At 63.4% G+C, this 16715-nt stretch carries 18 protein-coding genes and 1 pseudogene; 13 read left to right on the plus strand and 6 right to left on the minus strand.

The window, feature by feature from the left end; all coding sequences use genetic code 11:
• From ACRHIG_RS13665 to glpK, 6 genes are all read left to right on the plus strand, one after another.
• Entirely contained in the window at positions 1-1101 is a 1101-nt protein-coding gene (locus ACRHIG_RS13665; protein ID WP_475414051.1) for an ABC transporter ATP-binding protein, read from the plus strand.
• Complete coding sequence (locus tag ACRHIG_RS13670) at positions 1101-1985, plus strand: carbohydrate ABC transporter permease (protein WP_034754965.1); 885 nt, start codon at positions 1101-1103, stop codon at positions 1983-1985. Before ACRHIG_RS13665 ends, ACRHIG_RS13670 begins: the two co-directional genes overlap by 1 nt.
• A complete protein-coding gene (locus ACRHIG_RS13675; RefSeq protein ID WP_070222208.1) occupies positions 1982-2788 on the plus strand; it encodes a carbohydrate ABC transporter permease in 807 nt (268 codons plus the stop codon). Before ACRHIG_RS13670 ends, ACRHIG_RS13675 begins: the two co-directional genes overlap by 4 nt.
• Positions 2789-2819: 31 nt before the next feature.
• A complete protein-coding gene (locus tag ACRHIG_RS13680; RefSeq protein WP_070222334.1) occupies positions 2820-3095 on the plus strand; it encodes a DUF2160 domain-containing protein in 276 nt (91 codons plus the stop codon).
• A 71-nt stretch (positions 3096-3166) separates the two neighbouring features.
• Complete coding sequence (locus tag ACRHIG_RS13685) at positions 3167-4894, plus strand: ABC transporter substrate-binding protein (protein ID WP_230540705.1); 1728 nt, start codon at positions 3167-3169, stop codon at positions 4892-4894.
• 83 nt (positions 4895-4977) lie between these two features.
• Complete coding sequence (glpK, locus tag ACRHIG_RS13690; RefSeq protein ID WP_489630473.1) at positions 4978-6471, plus strand: glycerol kinase GlpK; 1494 nt, start codon at positions 4978-4980, stop codon at positions 6469-6471.
• A gap of 4 nt (positions 6472-6475) precedes the next feature.
• On the opposite strand, the gene ACRHIG_RS13695 is transcribed toward glpK, so the two are convergent.
• Positions 6476-6688: a hypothetical protein gene (locus ACRHIG_RS13695; RefSeq protein WP_489630474.1), complete on the minus strand. Its 213-nt coding sequence runs from the start codon at positions 6686-6688 to the stop codon at positions 6476-6478.
• A gap of 168 nt (positions 6689-6856) precedes the next feature.
• The gene (locus ACRHIG_RS13700) at positions 6857-7417 is read right to left on the minus strand and encodes a YdcF family protein (RefSeq protein WP_489630475.1); all 561 of its coding nucleotides are present in this window, start codon (positions 7415-7417) and stop codon (positions 6857-6859) included.
• A gap of 152 nt (positions 7418-7569) precedes the next feature.
• Here ACRHIG_RS13700 and ACRHIG_RS13705 point away from each other — a divergent pair, with 152 nt between their 5' ends.
• Entirely contained in the window at positions 7570-8061 is a 492-nt protein-coding gene (locus tag ACRHIG_RS13705) for a hypothetical protein (RefSeq protein ID WP_489630476.1), read from the plus strand.
• A 9-nt stretch (positions 8062-8070) separates the two neighbouring features.
• Here ACRHIG_RS13705 and ACRHIG_RS13710 read toward each other — a convergent pair whose 3' ends face one another.
• Positions 8071-8712: a cysteine hydrolase family protein gene (locus tag ACRHIG_RS13710; RefSeq protein WP_475414046.1), complete on the minus strand. Its 642-nt coding sequence runs from the start codon at positions 8710-8712 to the stop codon at positions 8071-8073.
• A 138-nt stretch (positions 8713-8850) separates the two neighbouring features.
• On the opposite strand from ACRHIG_RS13710, the pseudogene ACRHIG_RS13715 reads away from it, so the two are divergent.
• Positions 8851-9817 (plus strand): annotated as a pseudogene (locus ACRHIG_RS13715) (GlxA family transcriptional regulator).
• On the opposite strand, the gene ACRHIG_RS13720 reads toward ACRHIG_RS13715, so the two are convergent.
• The 3 genes from ACRHIG_RS13720 to ACRHIG_RS13730 form a co-directional block, all read right to left on the minus strand.
• The gene (locus tag ACRHIG_RS13720; RefSeq protein ID WP_489630477.1) at positions 9794-10654 is read right to left on the minus strand and encodes a tetratricopeptide repeat protein; all 861 of its coding nucleotides are present in this window, start codon (positions 10652-10654) and stop codon (positions 9794-9796) included. The pseudogene ACRHIG_RS13715 and the gene ACRHIG_RS13720 overlap by 24 nt on opposite strands.
• A gap of 76 nt (positions 10655-10730) precedes the next feature.
• A complete protein-coding gene (locus ACRHIG_RS13725) occupies positions 10731-11078 on the minus strand; it encodes a hypothetical protein (RefSeq protein WP_070222194.1) in 348 nt (115 codons plus the stop codon).
• Between the two features lie 148 nt (positions 11079-11226).
• Entirely contained in the window at positions 11227-11727 is a 501-nt protein-coding gene (locus tag ACRHIG_RS13730) for an Lrp/AsnC ligand binding domain-containing protein (RefSeq protein WP_070222192.1), read from the minus strand.
• Positions 11728-11832: 105 nt separating this feature from the next.
• Between ACRHIG_RS13730 and ACRHIG_RS13735 the strand changes: the two genes are divergently transcribed.
• The 5 genes from ACRHIG_RS13735 to ACRHIG_RS13755 all read left to right on the plus strand — a co-directional run bounded on the left by ACRHIG_RS13735 (position 11833) and on the right by ACRHIG_RS13755 (position 16615).
• Entirely contained in the window at positions 11833-13122 is a 1290-nt protein-coding gene (locus ACRHIG_RS13735; protein ID WP_475414043.1) for a D-amino acid dehydrogenase, read from the plus strand.
• 13 nt (positions 13123-13135) lie between these two features.
• Positions 13136-14254, plus strand: a complete 1119-nt coding sequence (alr, locus tag ACRHIG_RS13740) for an alanine racemase (protein ID WP_489630478.1) — start codon at positions 13136-13138, stop codon at positions 14252-14254.
• An 86-nt stretch (positions 14255-14340) separates the two neighbouring features.
• Positions 14341-14898, plus strand: a complete 558-nt coding sequence (locus ACRHIG_RS13745) for an NADPH-dependent FMN reductase (protein WP_230540715.1) — start codon at positions 14341-14343, stop codon at positions 14896-14898.
• Between the two features lie 173 nt (positions 14899-15071).
• Entirely contained in the window at positions 15072-16091 is a 1020-nt protein-coding gene (locus ACRHIG_RS13750; RefSeq protein ID WP_489630479.1) for a cache domain-containing protein, read from the plus strand.
• On the plus strand, positions 16007-16615 hold the full coding sequence (locus ACRHIG_RS13755) for a GGDEF domain-containing protein (protein WP_489630480.1): 609 nt from the start codon (positions 16007-16009) through the stop codon (positions 16613-16615). The genes ACRHIG_RS13750 and ACRHIG_RS13755 overlap by 85 nt, the downstream gene beginning before the upstream one ends.
• Positions 16616-16715: the final 100 nt, after the last annotated feature.

A 16715-nucleotide genomic window follows, 5' to 3' on the forward strand; every position in this document is an offset into this window, starting at 1 on the left:
ATGGCGCGCATCGAACTGGTGGACCTGGCCCACGCCTACAAACCGAACCCGGCGGCCCCCGCCGACTATGCGCTGCGGCCCATGAGCATGGAGTGGCATGACGGCGGCGCCTACGCCTTGCTGGGGCCGTCCGGCTGCGGCAAGACGACCTTGCTCAATATTATCTCCGGCCTCGTGAAACCGTCGCATGGCAAGGTGCTGTTCGACGGCAAGGACGTCACGCAGCTGCCGACCGAGGCGAGGAATATCGCGCAAGTGTTCCAGTTTCCCGTCATCTACGACACCATGACCGTGCACGACAATCTGGCGTTTCCGCTGCGTAATCGCGGCTGGAAAGAGAGCGAGGTGAAAAAGCGCGTGCAGCAGGTGGCGCAGATGCTGGAATTGACGGGCGACCTGAAACTGCGCGCCAGCGGCTTGTCCGTGGACGCGAAGCAAAAGATTTCGCTGGGACGGGGCCTCGTGCGCCCCGACGTGGCGGCCGTGCTGTTCGACGAACCGCTGACGGTGATCGACCCGCATTTGAAATGGCTGCTGCGCAGAAAGTTGAAGGAAATCCACCACGAGCTGAAATTGTCCCTGATCTACGTCACGCACGACCAGGTGGAAGCCTTGACCTTTGCCGACCAGGTGGTCGTCATGACGCAGGGCGAAGTGGTGCAGACGGGCAGCGCGCAGGCGCTGTTCGAGGAGCCGGAACACACCTTCGTCGGCTATTTCATCGGCAATCCGGGCATGAATTTGCTCGATTGCAGCCTGGACGATGGCGGCGTGCGCGTGGCGGGACAGGCATTGGCCGTGTCCGCCGCCGCCCGCGCGGCCCTGGCTGGCGCGCAAGGGAAAATTACGCTGGGCGTGCGGCCGGAATTCGTCGCATGCCTGCGGGCGGGCGAGGGCGGCGCGGGGAGCGATCATTGCCTGGACGCCACGGTGACGGCCGTGCGCAACATGGGTACGCATTACCTGGCGGAATTTCAGCTGGGCGGCGCGACGGTGGCAGCCAAGCTGCGCGCCATCGATGCCGTCGCCGGTGATGCTGTGCGGCTGCATTTTCCGCCGCAACGCACCCTTTTCTATGTCAACGATAAGCGGGTGGCCTGATGATACATAACGGTAAAACCGATAACAACCGCCGCGCCTGGCTGCTGATCCTGCCCGTGCTGCTGTGCGTGGCCTTTTCCGCCATCCTGCCCCTGATGACGGTGGTCAATTATTCCGTGCAGGATATTCTGAGTCCCACGCAAAAGGTATTCGTGGGCACCGAATGGTTCCGCATGGTCATGCTGGACGGCGACCTGCACAGCGCCTTGCTGCGCCAGCTGCTGTTTTCCGGCTCCGTGCTGGCCATCCAGATTCCGCTCGGTATCCTGATCGCCCTGTGCATGCCGGCCGATGGCTGGAAGGCGTCGCTGGCGCTGGTGCTGATCGCGTTGCCACTCCTGATCCCCTGGAACGTGGTGGGCACCATCTGGCAAATCTTTGGCCGCGGCGACATCGGCCTGATGGGCTATACCCTGAATCAATTGGGATTCGACTACAACTACAACGGCAATTCGCTCGACGCCTGGCTGACGGTGATGGTGATGGATATCTGGCATTGGACGCCGCTGGTCGTGCTGCTGTGCTATGCGGGCTTGCGCGCCATTCCCGACGCGTATTACCAGGCGGCGCGCATCGACGGCGCCTCGCGCCTGGCCGTGTTCCGCTACATCCAGCTGCCGAAACTGCGCAATGTGCTGATGATCGCCGTCTTGCTGCGCTTCATGGACAGTTTCATGATCTACACGGAACCGTTCGTGCTGACGGGCGGCGGGCCGGGCAATGCCACCACGTTCCTGTCGCAATACCTGACGCAAAAGGCTGTGGGCCAGTTCGACCTGGGGCCGGCCTCGGCCTTTTCCCTGATCTATTTCCTCATCATCCTGCTGTTCTGCTTTGTGCTGTACACGTGGATGCAGCGCGTCGGCACGGGAGACCAGAAATGATGCACAAGAAAATGAGCAGCACCATCCTGATCGTCTTTTTGCTGGGCTCGCTGTTGCCCATCTACTGGATGCTCAACATGTCGCTCAAGACCAACGAGGAAATCGTGGGGGTCTTGAGCCTGTGGCCCCAGCAATGGACGTTCGCCAACTACCACACGATTTTTACCGACCGTTCCTGGTACAGCGGCTATATCAATTCCATGATCTACGTGGCCTTGAACATGGTCATGTCGGTCACGGTCGCCTTGCCGGCAGCCTACGCTTTTTCCCGCTATAACTTTGTCGGCGATAAACATCTGTTCTTCTGGCTGCTGACCAACCGCATGACGCCGCCCGCCGTCTTCCTCGTGCCGTTCTTCCAGCTGTATTCGACGGTGGGCCTGATGGATACGCATCTGGCCGTGGCGCTGGCGCACATGGTCTTCAACGTGCCGCTGGCCGTGTGGATTTTGGAGGGCTTCATGTCCGGCGTGCCGAAGGAAATCGACGAGACGGCGTATATCGACGGCTACAGCTTTCCCCGCTTCTTCATCCGCATCTTCTTGCCGATGATCAAGTCTGGCGTGGGCGTGACGGCGTTCTTCTGCTTCATGTTCAGCTGGGTGGAATTGCTGCTGGCGCGCACCCTGACCTCCGTCAATGCCAAGCCCATTGCCGCCACCATGACGCGCACCGTCTCGGCGGCCGGCATGGACTGGGGCGTGCTGGCGGCGGCGGGCGTGCTGACCATCGTGCCCGGCGCGCTGGTGATCTGGTTCGTGCGGCATTACATAGCCAAGGGTTTCGCGATGGGGAGGGTGTGACATGGAAAATAATACCGATAGCACAGCCAGCCTGTTCGGCTGGATGGCGTGGACGCCGGAAGTGGCCATCTTCTTCATCTGCATCGGCTTGATGCTGGCTGGCATGACGGTGTGGCAAATCCGCTCGCCCAGCATCGAACGCAAGGGCTTTTTGCCCATGCCGACGACGCGCGGCGACCGCCTGTTCATCGGCTTGCTCACGGCGGCCTACGTGAATCTGGCTTGGGCGGGGTTCACGGAAATGCAGCAGGCGATAGGCGCCGCCATCAGTTTTGTAATTTTATTAGTGGTAATGCGTTGGGGATGACCGGCTTGCCGGTGTTGATGGAGGCCGGACCGTCAGCAGGCGGCCGGCAATAAAATAAAAGGAGATTCACGATGAAATTGAAGTTCACGGTCTTCGCGGCCGCGGCCATGCTCGTGTCGAACGCGGCCCTGGCCGACGCCAAGCAGGCGCAAACCTGGATCGACAAGGAATTCCAGCCGTCCAGCCTGAGCAAGCAGCAACAGCTTGCTGAAATGAAATGGTTCATCGATGCGGCGGCCAAGCTGAAAGCCAAGGGCATCAAGGAAATTTCCGTGGTCTCGGAAACCATCGACACCCACGTCTACGAATCGAAGACCCTGGCCAAGGCCTTCGAGGAAATCACGGGCATCAAGGTGCGCCACGACATCATCCAGGAAGGCGACGTGGTAGAAAAGCTGCAAACCTCCATGCAGTCGGGCAAGAGCATCTATGACGGCTGGATTTCCGATTCCGACCTGATCGGCACGCATTACCGCTATGGCGCCGTGGAACCGCTGTCCGACTACATGGCCGCCAAGGGCAAGGAATTCACGAATCCGGGCCTGGACCTGAAAGATTTCATCGGCATCAGCTTTACCACGGCGCCGGACGGCAAGGTGTATCAATTGCCCGACCAGCAATTCGCCAACCTGTACTGGTTCCGCGCCGACTGGTTCGCGCGCAAGGATTTGCAAGCCAAGTTCAAGGCCAAGTATGGCTACGAACTGGGCGTGCCGCAAAACTGGTCCGCGTATGAAGACATCGCCGATTTCTTCACGAATGACGTGAAGGAACTGGACGGCAAGAAAGTCTATGGCCACATGGATTACGGCAAGAAAGATCCGTCCCTGGGCTGGCGCTTTACCGATGCCTGGCTGTCGATGGCTGGCGCGGCCGACAAGGGCATTCCGAACGGCATGCCGGTCGACGAGTGGGGCATCAAGGTGGCGGCCGACAAGTGCACGCCCGTGGGTGCGTCGATGTCGCGCGGCGGCGCCACCAATTCGCCGGCGGCCGTCTTTGCGCTGACGAAATATATCGACTGGATGAAGAAATACGCGCCGCCGCAGGCGAACGGCATGAATTTCTCGGAATCGGGCCCCGTGCCGGCGCAGGGCGAAATCGCCCAGCAAATCTTCTGGTACACGGCATTTACGGCCGGCATGACGAAACCGGGCTTACCGGTCGTCAACAAGGACGGCACGCCGAAATGGCGCATGGCGCCGTCGCCGCACGGTCCGTACTGGAAAGAGGGCATGCAGAACGGCTACCAGGACGTCGGTTCCTGGTTCCTGTTCAAGTCCACGCCGGATGACCGCAAGGCTGCCGCCTGGCTGTACGCGCAATTCGTCACGTCGAAAACCGTGTCGCTGAAGAAATCCATCGTCGGTCTGACCTTCATCCGCGATTCCGACATCCGCCACGATTATTTCACCAAGCACGCGAACGAATACGGCGGCTTGATCGAGTTCTATCGCAGCCCCGCCCGCGTGGCGTGGACGCCGACGGGCAACAACGTGCCCGACTATCCGAAGCTGGCCCAGCTGTGGTGGAAGAACGTGGCCACGGCCATCACGGCGGAAAAAACGCCGCAGGCCGCCATGGATAACCTGGCCGAGGAAATGGACCAGGTCATGGCGCGCCTGCAGCGGGCCGGCATGAAGGCGTGCGCGCCCAAGCTCAATCCCAAGGTCGATCCGAACCAGTATCTGTCGGACCAGCACGCCCCATGGAAAAAGCTGGCGAATGAAAAGCCGAAGGGAGAAACGATTGCCTACGATAAATTATTGCAGGCTTGGAAAGAAGGCAAGGTAAAGTAGTCGTGTAGACTCCTGCCGCCGCTTTCCCGGGGCACGGGCGCTTGTCCGTGCCCTTTTTTCACTGTATAGCCGTAGTAGCGACCATGACCAAATACATACTTGCTTTAGACCAGGGCACCACCAGTTCGCGCGCCATCCTGTTCGACCATGCGGGCCGGCCGCACGCCAGCGCGCAGCGCGAATTCCGCCAGATTTTCCCCCAGCCCGGCTGGGTCGAGCATGACGCCGGCGAAATCTGGGCCTCGCAAGAGGGCGTGCTGCAGCAGGTGCTGCGCGACAGCGGCGTGGCGGCATCCGACGTGGCCGCCATCGGCGTGACCAACCAGCGCGAGACGACGGTGCTGTGGGACCGCGCCACGGGCGAACCCGTCGCCAATGCCATCGTCTGGCAAGACCGGAGAAACGCCGCTTACTGCGAGCAGCTGGTCGAGCAGGGCAAGGCGGATGTGATCCAGCAAAAAACGGGTCTCGTGCTGGACGCCTATTTTTCCGCCACTAAACTGAAATGGCTGCTCGACAACGTGCCGGGCGCCCGCGCCCGCGCCGAGCGGGGCGAGCTGGCCTTCGGCACCGTCGACAGCTGGCTGATCTACAAGATGAGCGGCGCCCACTTGACGGACACGAGCAACGCGGCGCGCACCATGCTGTTCAATATCCACACCCTGCAATGGGACACGGACCTGCTGGCGCTGCTGGACATTCCCGCCTCGCTGCTGCCCGACGTCGTGCCATCGAGCGGCGTGGCCGCGCACACGCACGCGGCATTGTTGGGCGTCTCCGTGCCGATCGCCGGCATCGCGGGCGACCAGCAGGCGGCCACGTTCGGCCAGGCATGTCTGAAGCCGGGCATGGCGAAGAATACCTACGGCACGGGTTGCTTCATGCTGATGAACGTGGGCAAGCGCCCGCTGCCATCGAAAAACCGGCTGCTGACGACAGTGGGCTGGAGCCTGGGCCAAGGCGGCGATCAAACCGATTATCTGCTGGAAGGCAGCGCCTTCATCGCGGGCGCGGCCGTGCAATGGATGCGTGACGGCATCGGTATCATCCGCGACTCGTCCGAGGTGGAAGCGCTGGCCACCAGCGTGCCCGATTCGGGCGGCCTGGTCTTCGTGCCCGCGTTCGCCGGGCTCGGCGCGCCGTACTGGGACCCGTACGCGCGCGGCACCCTGATCGGCATCACGCGCGGCACGGGCAAGGCGCACATCGCGCGCGCGGCATTGGAGGGCGTGGCCTACCAGAACGTCGATGTGTTGTCCGCCATGCAGGACGACGCGGGCATTGCGCTATCGGAATTGCGCGTGGATGGCGGCGCGGCACGCAACGACATGCTGATGCAGTTCCAGGCCGACATCTTGAACGTGCCCGTGGTGCGCCCCGTGGTGACGGAAACGACGGCCCTGGGCGCCGCCTACCTGGCGGGCCTGGCCGTGGGCTTCTGGGCCTCGCAGGACGAGATCGCCGCCCAGTGGCAGGTGGGGCGCCGATTCGAGCCGGCCATGGCGGCCGACGAGCGGCTGACGCGCTTGCATAAATGGCAGCGCGCGGTGGAACGCTCACGCGACTGGAGCGAGTGACTGCTCACTGGCCTGGCCTTGCCATAAGCCTTGCCACACGCTTTAGCAGGCCCGGCAGCAACAGGGCCGCGCTTGCGGTGCACAGGGCGCTGGCGGCATAGGCAAAGCTCGCCGTGATCGATTGCGTTGCAAATGCCAGCGCGAAACTGCCATACAGCACCGCGCCGCACAGCGCGCCGACGCAGGTCGACAGCCAGTGGCCATGCGCCACGTCCACACGCCGCGCCAGCGCGCCAAAGGTGGCGATGCACCCCCAGCATCAGCGCGCCAAACAGGTACAGGCTTGCAGCGGCGCCGATCGGCTCCGCATCGGCAGCGGCCATCGACGGCACTGTGCATGCGGCCACCAGGCCAAAACTGGCGGCAAAGGCAAGTATCTTCATGTTCAGGATTTCACGTAATACACAAGGTAGCCCACGGTTTCCCTGGGCACGGAATACAGGTCGCGCAATTCGAAATACGGCGCATGCACGTTGCCGCTGACGGCGATGCCGGCCCGCTCCAAAGCCAGCCGGAAGCGGGGCACGTGAAAGTATTGCGTGGCGACCATGGCTGTCTTCCAGCCGTGTGCGCGCATGAGAAGCGCCGCGTTGCGGGCCGTGGCGTCCGTGGTCCAGCCTTGATTATCCTCAAGGATGGCGCCGGCCGGCACGCCGCGCGATTGCAGATAGCGGGCCATCGATGCGGCCTCGTCGAACCCTTCCTTGCCCGTCGCCCCGCTGACGAGGATGTGCGGCGCCCGGCCTGCCTGGAATTGCGTCAGCGCCGCGTCGAGCCGCGCCTGCAGGCGGGGGCTGGGCGTGCCGTCGGGCAGGATCGTGTTGCCAGGCACGACGATCACGTCGGCCGGGGCCAGCTTGTCGTTGAGGCCCGCCAGCACCAGGGCGGCCGTGGCCAGCAGGAACGTTGTCAGCGCCAGCAGGGCGGTCGGTGTCAATCTTCGCATCGTCAGGCATCCGGCAGGTTTTTCGTGAGCGCGACTGTAGCAGATCGCGCCGCGAATTGACCATTCGCAAGCCGGCGCAGGTGGATTTTCGCCTATGCTAAGCTTGGTGATCTGGCAACCTGATCCCCCTTACCTTGCATTGGAGAACCAGCATGACAGCCGTATCCAGCATCCTGATTGCCATGGCTTTCGCCGCCCAGGCGGACCAGTATGAGCATGCCGAACGTGCCGGGCGCGGCGATGACATCCAGCTCGTCTGCTATGGCGAGGCAGAAAAAATCGTCATGGAAAATCGTTCCGGCATGGAATGGGACAATGACAAGCATCAATATGTGCAGAAATCCACTGTGGAGACGGGCAAGAGCCGTTTCGATACGGCCGTCAACGTCAGCATCCAGGGCAGCGCGGCGCAGATCCGTTTGCCGAAGCAGCTGATTCCACCGATTCATGGCGACAGCAACGACGGCTGGTGGGATCTGATGGATTTGATCGTGGGCCACGATGAAATCCGCGGCCGTTTCCGTCTGAACGCCCTGAACCGCCCCACCGTGGTGATCAACCGCCGCAGCGGCGTGATCACGGTCGACGGCATGATCAAGTTCAGCGGCCGCTGCGACGCCGATGACGGGCACCGGCGCTTTTAAGAAGCCAACTCAGGCGGCGACAGCCGCCTTGCGCGCGCGCTGGTTCGACAGGTAGATATTGTCCTTGTCCAGCGGCTTGCCTGCGCGTACGGCATCGAGCCAGTCCTGTGTGCTGACGACGGCGGCGAAATTCGAGTGGAATACGCTGCTGAAGACGCGGTGGATTTCCTCGGCGCTGGCCGTGCCGCCCGCATTGGCGTAGGGCAGCGTGCCGGTGGCGTCCTGCAGGAACTCGACTTGCAAGCCGTCGTGCGCGGCCTGGTAGATGGTGGCCGCGTCGCAGTTGTGCGTCATGTAGCCGATCACCGTCAGGGTGTCGATGCCGTGGCTCTCCAGCCAGGCGCGCAGGTCCGTGCCCGCAAACGCGCTGCCCATGCTCTTGTTGATGCGGTGGTCGGCGGCAAAGGCGGCCACTTGCGGGTGCAGCTGCCAGCCGTCGCTGCCTTTTGCAAAGATGGGAGAAGCTTCCGGCGCATCGTGCTGGACGACGATGACGGGCACGCCGGCGGCGCGGGCGGCGGCCATGGCCTGGACGATGTTGGGCAGCGAGATGTCGACGGACGGATATTCGATGGGCATGTCGCCCGTGAAGTATTCGTTTTGCACGTCGATGACGAGCAGGGCGCGGCGCGGTGCGGTAGTGGTGGACATACTTGACTCCTGAATGGTTGAAAGAGGAAGGACTTCCCCGATACAGCCATTTTCAAGCCGCACGGCACAAACAAAAAGTGGCCCGAAGGCCTATCTGCGATAAAATCGGGCCATGCCTACCATTTCTTCTTCTTCCCCTTGAGCGTGGCCGTGATCGCCTTCGACGGCATGACGCCATTTCACTTGTCCGTGCCTTGCCTCGTGTTTGGCGCCCAGACGGACGAGGCCGATCTGCCGCCTTTCCACGTGCGCGTCTGCGCCGCCGATCCCGCGCCCTTGCGCACGGCGGCCGGCTTCGCCATCACGCCCGAGTTCGGCCTGGAAGGGCTGGACGGCGCCGACATCGTCATCATGCCGGCCTGGCACGACGATTGCCGCGACGCGGCGCCATCCCTGGTCGAGGCGCTGCGGGCGGCCAGCGGCGCGGCGCGCGCATGGTGGGGCTATGCCTGGGCGCGTTTCCCCTGGCGCAGGCGGGCTTGTTGGATGGCAAGAGTGCAGCCACGCACTGGGGCATGGCGGACCGGCTGGCGGCCCGCTATCCCAAAGTCAAGGTGGACCGGGAAGTGCTGTACGTGGACGATGGCGGAATACTCACATCGGCGGGCGTGGCGGCCGGCCTCGATTGCTGCCTGTATCTGCTGCGCCAACTGGCGGGCGCCGAGGTGGCCAACCGCGTGGCGCGCCGGCTGCTGGTGGCGCCGCACCGCCAGGGCGGGCAGGCGCAATTCATCGAACGCCCGCTGCCCGTGTCCGGCAGCGAAGGGCGTTTTGCCGACGTGCTTGCCTGCGTGACGGCCAACCTCGGCATGGCGCACAGCATCGATGCGCTGGCCGAGCGGGCCGCCATGAGCCGGCGCAATTTCACGCGCCACTTCCGCCAGGCGACGGGTACGTCGTTCAAGCAATGGCTGCTGAACCAGCGTCTGGCGCATGCGCAAAGCCTGCTGGAAAAAGCGCGGCCTCGATCGATGTCGTGGCGCAAGAAGCCGGCTTCGGCACGGCCCTGTCGCTGCGCCAGCATTTCCGGTCCAGCTTGCAGACGTCGCCGTCGGCGTATCGCAAGCTGTTCCGGCAGCAATCAGGCCGTGCCGGGCAGCCATAGCGCCGCCGTGTCCCGGCTGCCGTTGGGCAGTTTTGCGCTGACGGCGATTTGCCGCCCGATGAAGGCGGTGGCATCGAAGGCATAGCGTTCCTGGAACGAGACGGTTTCCGTGCTCATCAGTTCGGCATACGTCTGCATCAGGGTCGAGGCGCAAACATGCTTGCCTTGTTCGAGGTAGGTGTCGATGGCGGCCAGCAGCACGGGGTAGTCGGCATTTTCCTTGCTGCCGCCGAAGTTGAACGACAATTGCCCGCAGGCGCGCCAGATGGGGTCAAGTTCCCCGTCCGGCACCGGCTGCGCGCGCAGCCATTGCAAGGCCTTGAATGGCGGGCCGCCAAACGACGGTGGTGAAATGATGGCCTGGATGGCCACCTTGACGGCTTCTCCGATTCTTCCCGCGCGCACGTACTGGCCATGCAGCAGCACCAGCGCGTCCGTATATTCGGGAACGATGGCCAGCGCCGCTTCCAGCAGCGCGATGGCCGCTTCGGGCTTGCGCTGCGCAATCAATTCCTTGGCCGCCAGGAACGCGGCGCGCGGGGAGGCGGGGTCGTCGGCCAGCGATGGCGTGGCGACGTACTCGTCTTCCGCGCTTGCGTAGGCTGACAGAAACGCCGCCAGGCTGGAAAAGTGCGGCTGCAAGCGCCATTCGTCGTGCCACGTTTCGACGACGATCGGTTCCGCCGCTTCGCGGCCGATGGGCCAGTACAGGCCGAACGTGTCGCCATTGCCCAGCGCGCCCTCGGCGAACGGGGTGAGACCGAGCGGTGGATATGCTGTCGTGTGTTGCCAGTCTTGTTCTGGCGAGATGTGGGCGAGGCTTTCGGGTAGTTGCATGGGGGCACCGGAGTACAAAACGCCAGTGTAGAACAAGAGGACGCGGCGGGCGCGTCCCCGTGGCTTGTCTGTGCGCCTACTTGCGCGGCTCGTGTATGCGGAATTTCTTCACGACACCCGCCTGGTCGAACATGACGGCCACTTCGCGCGTGCCTTTTTCGCCCAGCAGGGGGATCAGCCGCGTCACCTTGGGCGCTTGCAGCTGGTTCTTGTAGACCCAGACTTCATAGCCGGGATCGAAGCTGACGACGGTGGCGTTGCCGAGGGCCGCGTCGAGGTCGAGGCGCGTGGTCTTGCCCACCTTGATGTTCTGATAGATGGCGCCGTTGTCGGGCGCGCGGTTGACCTTGTATTCACTGGCGGTGCACATGGCCACGGCCAGGCCCGCGAGGCAGGAAGCTGCCAGTTTGATCAATGTGTTCATAGGGACTCCCGGTGTGCATCACTGCTTCCAATCTCAGAGGGGACGGGCGTGATGTCATGCCGGGAGTGTGCTTGCGTCGCCGCGAATGTGCTACAAGATTATACAAAGGCGCAAAAGATGATGCCGGTGGTGCCGGCTGGCGGTACTTTTAGCGGTTCTGCAGCACGTCCGTCGACAGCGCCAGGGTTTCCTTGATTTCTTCCATCACTACATAGCTTTTCGATTGCGCGGCGCCCGGCAGCTGCAGCAGCATGTCGCCCAGCAGCTTGCGGTATTCGGCCATTTCATGGATGCGCGCCTTGATCAGGTAATCGAAGTCGCCCGACACCAGGTGGCATTCCTGCACTTCAGGAATCTGCAGCACTTCGCGGCGGAATTGCTCGAAGGCGGACGCCGACTTTTGATTGAGAGTAATCTCTACAAAGACGAGCAGCTTGGCGCCCAGCGCGGCCGGGTTCACCTTGGCGTGATAGCCCGTGATGACGCCGTCGCGCTCCATGCGCTTGACCCGCTCGATGCAGGGCGTGATGGACAGCCCTACCTGTTCACCGAGGTCTTTCATCGAGATGCGGCCATCCTGTTGCAGGATGCGCAGGATGTGGCGGTCCAGCTTGTCGAGGCCACGTGCCGATTCTTTAAGGATTCTCATGATTTATTGCTGAATATCTCGATTTATACGTGAACAAATACTGGCTCTTTCCCAATATGATAGCGGTTAATCTGGCGTCAGCCTAAAAAATATAATGAGGAAACTATGCGTATCGTGATTCTGGGTAGCGGCGTCATCGGCGTCACCAGTGCTTACTATCTGGCCAAGGCAGGACATGAGGTGACCGTCATCGACCGCCAGCCGGGCCCGGCACTGGAAACCAGCTTCGCGAATGCGGGGCAAATCTCGCCCGGCTACGCTTCGCCATGGGCTGCGCCCGGCATTCCCCTGAAAGCCGTGAAGTGGATGATGCAGCGCCACGCACCGCTGGCCATCTCGCTCGACGGCAGCGCCGCCCAGCTCAAATGGATGTGGCAGATGTTGCGTAATTGCACACCGGAAGCGTACGCCGTGAACAAGGAACGCATGGTGCGCCTGGCCGAATACAGCCGCGACTGCTTCAAGGTGCTGCGCGCCGAGGCGGGCATCACCTATGAAGGCCGCCAGCAAGGCACGATGCAATTGTTCCGCACCGAAAAGCAATACAACGACGCCGCCAAGGATATCGAAGTGTTGAAAGACGCGGGCGTGCCGTATGAAGTGCTGCAGCGCAACGAGCTGTCGCGTGCCGAGCCGGCCCTCGAAGCCGTCAAGGATAAGCTGTTCGGCGGCTTGCGCCTGCCCAACGATGAAACGGGCGATTGCCAGCTGTTTACCACGCGTCTGTCCGAGATGGCCGAGGCGCTGGGCGTGAAGTTCCGCTATGGCGTGTCCATCGACGCATTGCTGACGCAGGGCGACGAAATCGCCGGCGTGCAATGCGGCGCGGAAATCGTCAAGGCCGATTCCTATGTGGTGGCGCTCGGTTCCTACTCGACGGGCTTCATGAAGCCGCTGCTCGACATCCCCGTGTATCCATTGAAGGGCTATTCGATCACCGTGCCCATCGTCAATGCGGCCAAGGCGCCCGTGTCGACCATCCTCGATGAAACCTATAAAATCGCCGTCACGCGCTTCGACGACCGCATCCGCGTGGGCGGCATGGCGGAAATCGCCGGCTACAACCTGAACCTGAACCCGCGCCGCCGCGAAACGCTGGAAATGGTCGTCAACGACCTGTTCCCCGGCGGCGGCAACACGATGGATGCCACGTTCTGGACGGGCTTGCGCCCGATGACGCCGGACGGCACGCCCATCGTCGGCCGTACGCCGCTGCGCAACCTGTTCCTCAACACGGGCCACGGCACCCTGGGCTGGACCATGTCCTGCGGTTCGGCGCAATTGCTGGCCGACCTGATGTCGTCGAAAAAGCCGGCCATCCTGGCCGACGACCTGTCCGTCAGCCGCTACAGCGGCGCGCAGCGCGGCGGCAAGCTGCAATACGCGGGAGCCTGAGATGGCGGGAAGCATGCCTCCAAAGGAACGTAGCGGCGCCATCCTGACGGTGGACCTTGATGCCGTGCGCGCCAACTACCGATTGCTGCGCGACAAGGCGCACCCGGCCGCCTGCTCGGCCGTCGTGAAATCCGACGCGTATGGCCTGGGCGCCGCGCAAGTGGGCGCGGCCCTGTATGAAGAGGGTTGCCGCCATTTCTTCGTGGCCCACCTGGAAGAGGGCATCAGCCTGCGCCCGCACGTGGCGCCGGACGCGGCCATCTTCGTGCTGCACGGCCCGCCCGTCGGCACGGAAGGCGAATTCACGGCCCATGGCCTGATCCCCGTGCTCAACAGCGAGCCGCAGGTGGCGGGCTGGCGCGCGCATGCGCAAGCGCTGGGCACCGCGCTGGACGCCATCGTGCAGGTGGACACGGGCATGTCGCGCATGGGCCTGTCGCCGCGGGAAATCGACGGCTGGCTGCTGGACCCGCACTTTCTCGACGGCATCAAGGTGCGCTATGTCATGAGCCACCTGGCTTGCGCCGACGAGCGCGCCAACCCGATGAATGGCGAGCAGCTGGCCCGTTTCATCGCCATCCGCGCCCGTTTGCCGCAGTACCGCGCCAGCCTGGCCAATTCCTCGGGCATCTTCTTGTCGCCCGATTACCACTTCGACCTGGTGCGCCCCGGCGCGGCCCTGTACGGCATCGGGCCGCAGGGCGGTGAGCCGAATCCGCTGCGCTCCGTGGTGCGGCTGCAGGGCAAGGTCATGCAGACGCGCACGATTGCCGCCGGCGACCACGTGGGCTACAGCCGCCGCTACACGGCCAGCGAACCGCGCCAGGTGGCCACGGTTTCCGTCGGCTATGCCGATGGCTGGCTGCGCAGCATGAGCAACCAGGGCCTGGCCATCGTCGATGGCGTGAAAGTGCCGCAGATCGGCGCCATCTCGATGGATTCCATCACCCTGGACGTGAGCGCCATCGCGCAGGAGCGCGTCGCGCCGGGCAGCCTGGTCGACCTGATCTGTGCCGAGCACCCGGTCGATGCCGTGGCGGCCATGGCCAAGACCATCGGCTACGAGGTGCTGACCAATCTTGGTGGGCGTTATTACCGCGAGTACCGAGGCCTGGCGCAGTCCGCACGCTAGCGCGCGAACCCGATGATTGTGTGGCAAGATAGCCCTGGTGTGAGCTTCACTCCAGGGCTTTTCTTTAACCGTTTTCGGGGACTTTCATGAGCCAATATCAAGTCGCAATCATCGTCGGCAGCCTGCGCAAGGATTCCTTCAACCGCAAGCTGGCCGACGCCCTCATCAAGCTGGCGCCGCCCGAGTTTTCCTTTAAACATATCGAGATCGGCGACTTGCCGCTGTACAACCAGGATGACGATGGCGCGCAGGCCGAGCAGGTGCTGCGCCTGAAATCCGATATTTCTGCATCGCAAGCCTTGCTCTTCCTCACCCCCGAATACAACCGCTCCATCCCCGGCGTGCTGAAAAACGCCCTCGACCACGGCTCGCGTCCGTATGGCCAGAGCGTGTGGGGCGGCAAGCCCGGTGCCGTGCTGGGCGTTTCCGTGGGCGCCACGGGCACGGCCCTGGCGCAGCAGCATTTGCGCAATGTGCTCGCCTACCTGGACGTGCCGCTGCTGGGGCAGCCTGAAATGTTTATCCAGGCCAAGGACGGCCTGTTCGACGAGCACGGCGGCATCGGCCCGGCCAGCCTCGGTTTCTTCCAGGGCTGGATGCAGCGCTACACGGACTGGGTCCGCAAGCACGCGATTCACGCTTGATGCAAGTCAAGGCGGCAGCGCTCAGCGTTGCCGCTTGTACCGTTTCTTTGACCATGGATGCCAGGATTTCAATATTGGCACGGGTGTCTCGGTATAATGCGCTCTTTCTTTAGCGCAATACTTTCCAATTTCCTGCCGACTCCATGTGGACTAAACCTGTTCCGCGCATGAACTTGCGCCGTTTGATCGTGCTCGTGGCCTTTGCCAGCGCCCTGGTGTCGCTGGCCAACACCTTCTATGCCAGCTACAGCGTGCAGCGCCAGCTGCTGATCGATACCACCCTGGAAGCGAACCACGCCTACGCGAGCAAGCTGGCCAGCACGGCCGAGGACTTCCTGCAGTCGGCGCGCCAGCAGCTGGCCTACAGCGCCGGCAGCCTGCCCTCGCGCATGGGCGACGAGCAATGGCTGACGGACGAGGCGCAGCGCCTGCGCCTGCAGACGAACAGCTTCAATTCCGTGCTCATCGTCGATGCCCAGGGCAAGGTGCTGGGCGTGTCGCCGGAAACCCTGGCACTGAAAAACCGCACGCTCGATTCGGCCGGCGCCGCGCAGGCGCTGCGCGAACGGCGCCCGCTGGTCACGCAGCCGTACGTCTCCTCGGCGGGCAACCTGGTGGTCTTCGTCTCGCATCCCATCCTTGGCAAGGATGGCCGCTACCTCGGCTACGTGGGCGGCAGCATCTACCTGAAACAGAAAAACATCCTGTACACCATGCTGGGCCAGCATTATTACCGCGACGGCTCGTATCTGTACGTGGTCGACCAGAACCGGCGCTTGCTGTACCACCCGGACCCCGAGCGCCTGGGCGACGTGGCCGGCCGCAATGAAGTGATCGACGCCATCATCGCGCAGCGGGGCGGCGGCAACCGGCGCATGGACAACAGCCTGGGCGTGGACATGCTGGCCGGCTACGCCGTCATGCCGTCGACGGGCTGGGGCATCGTGGCGCAGCGGCCCACGGCCATGACCCTGGCGCCGCTGAACCAGCTGATGGCCGACACGGTATGGCATTCCCTGCCGATCGCCTTGCTGAGCCTGCCATTCATCTGGTGGCTGGCCAGCCTGATTTCGCGGCCCTGGTGCAGCTGGCCGAAGGGGCGCGGCGCATGGACGCGCCCGGCACGGCCGAACACATCGCCGCCATCCGCTCGTGGTATGTGGAAGCGGCGCAGATCAAGAAAGCCCTGTTGAAGGGGCTGGCGTTGTTGCAGAACAAGATCGGCAAGCTGAAGACGGACGTGGAGACGGACCCGCTGACGGGCCTGTCGAACCGGCGCGGCATGGCGGCGGCGCTGGACGCCTGGCAGGCGCAGGCGCGGCCGTTTTCCGTCATCGCCATCGATATCGACCATTTCAAGCAAGTCAACGACCGCTGGGGCCATGCCGTGGGCGATGACGTCATCCTGCGCCTGGCGCAGCTGATGCGCGCCTGTTCGCGCGATGCCGACGTACTGTGCCGCAATGGCGGCGACGAATTCATCATGCTGCTGCCCGATGCGGACCTGGACGTGGCCATGCAGGTGGCCGAGCGCCTGCGCGCCAAGGTGGCCGCCGCCGTGATTCCCGGCGCGGGCGCCATCACGGTCTCGCTGGGCGTGGTCTCGTCGTCGCACGGCGAGCGCAGCACGGACGCGGTGCTGCTGGCCGCCGACGCGGCCCTGTATGTGGCCAAGGAAAACGGCCGCAATTGCGTGGGCATCACGGAACCCGCCTGACGGGCGTGCCGCGCGGGATGAACTGATCCGTTGTTTTCTGTTGCATCTGAGCCTGTCCCGTTTTCCCGACAGCGCTTACCATATGGCCCTGATGGTGTAC

It is taken from the genome of Janthinobacterium sp. C22 (assembly GCF_057919405.1).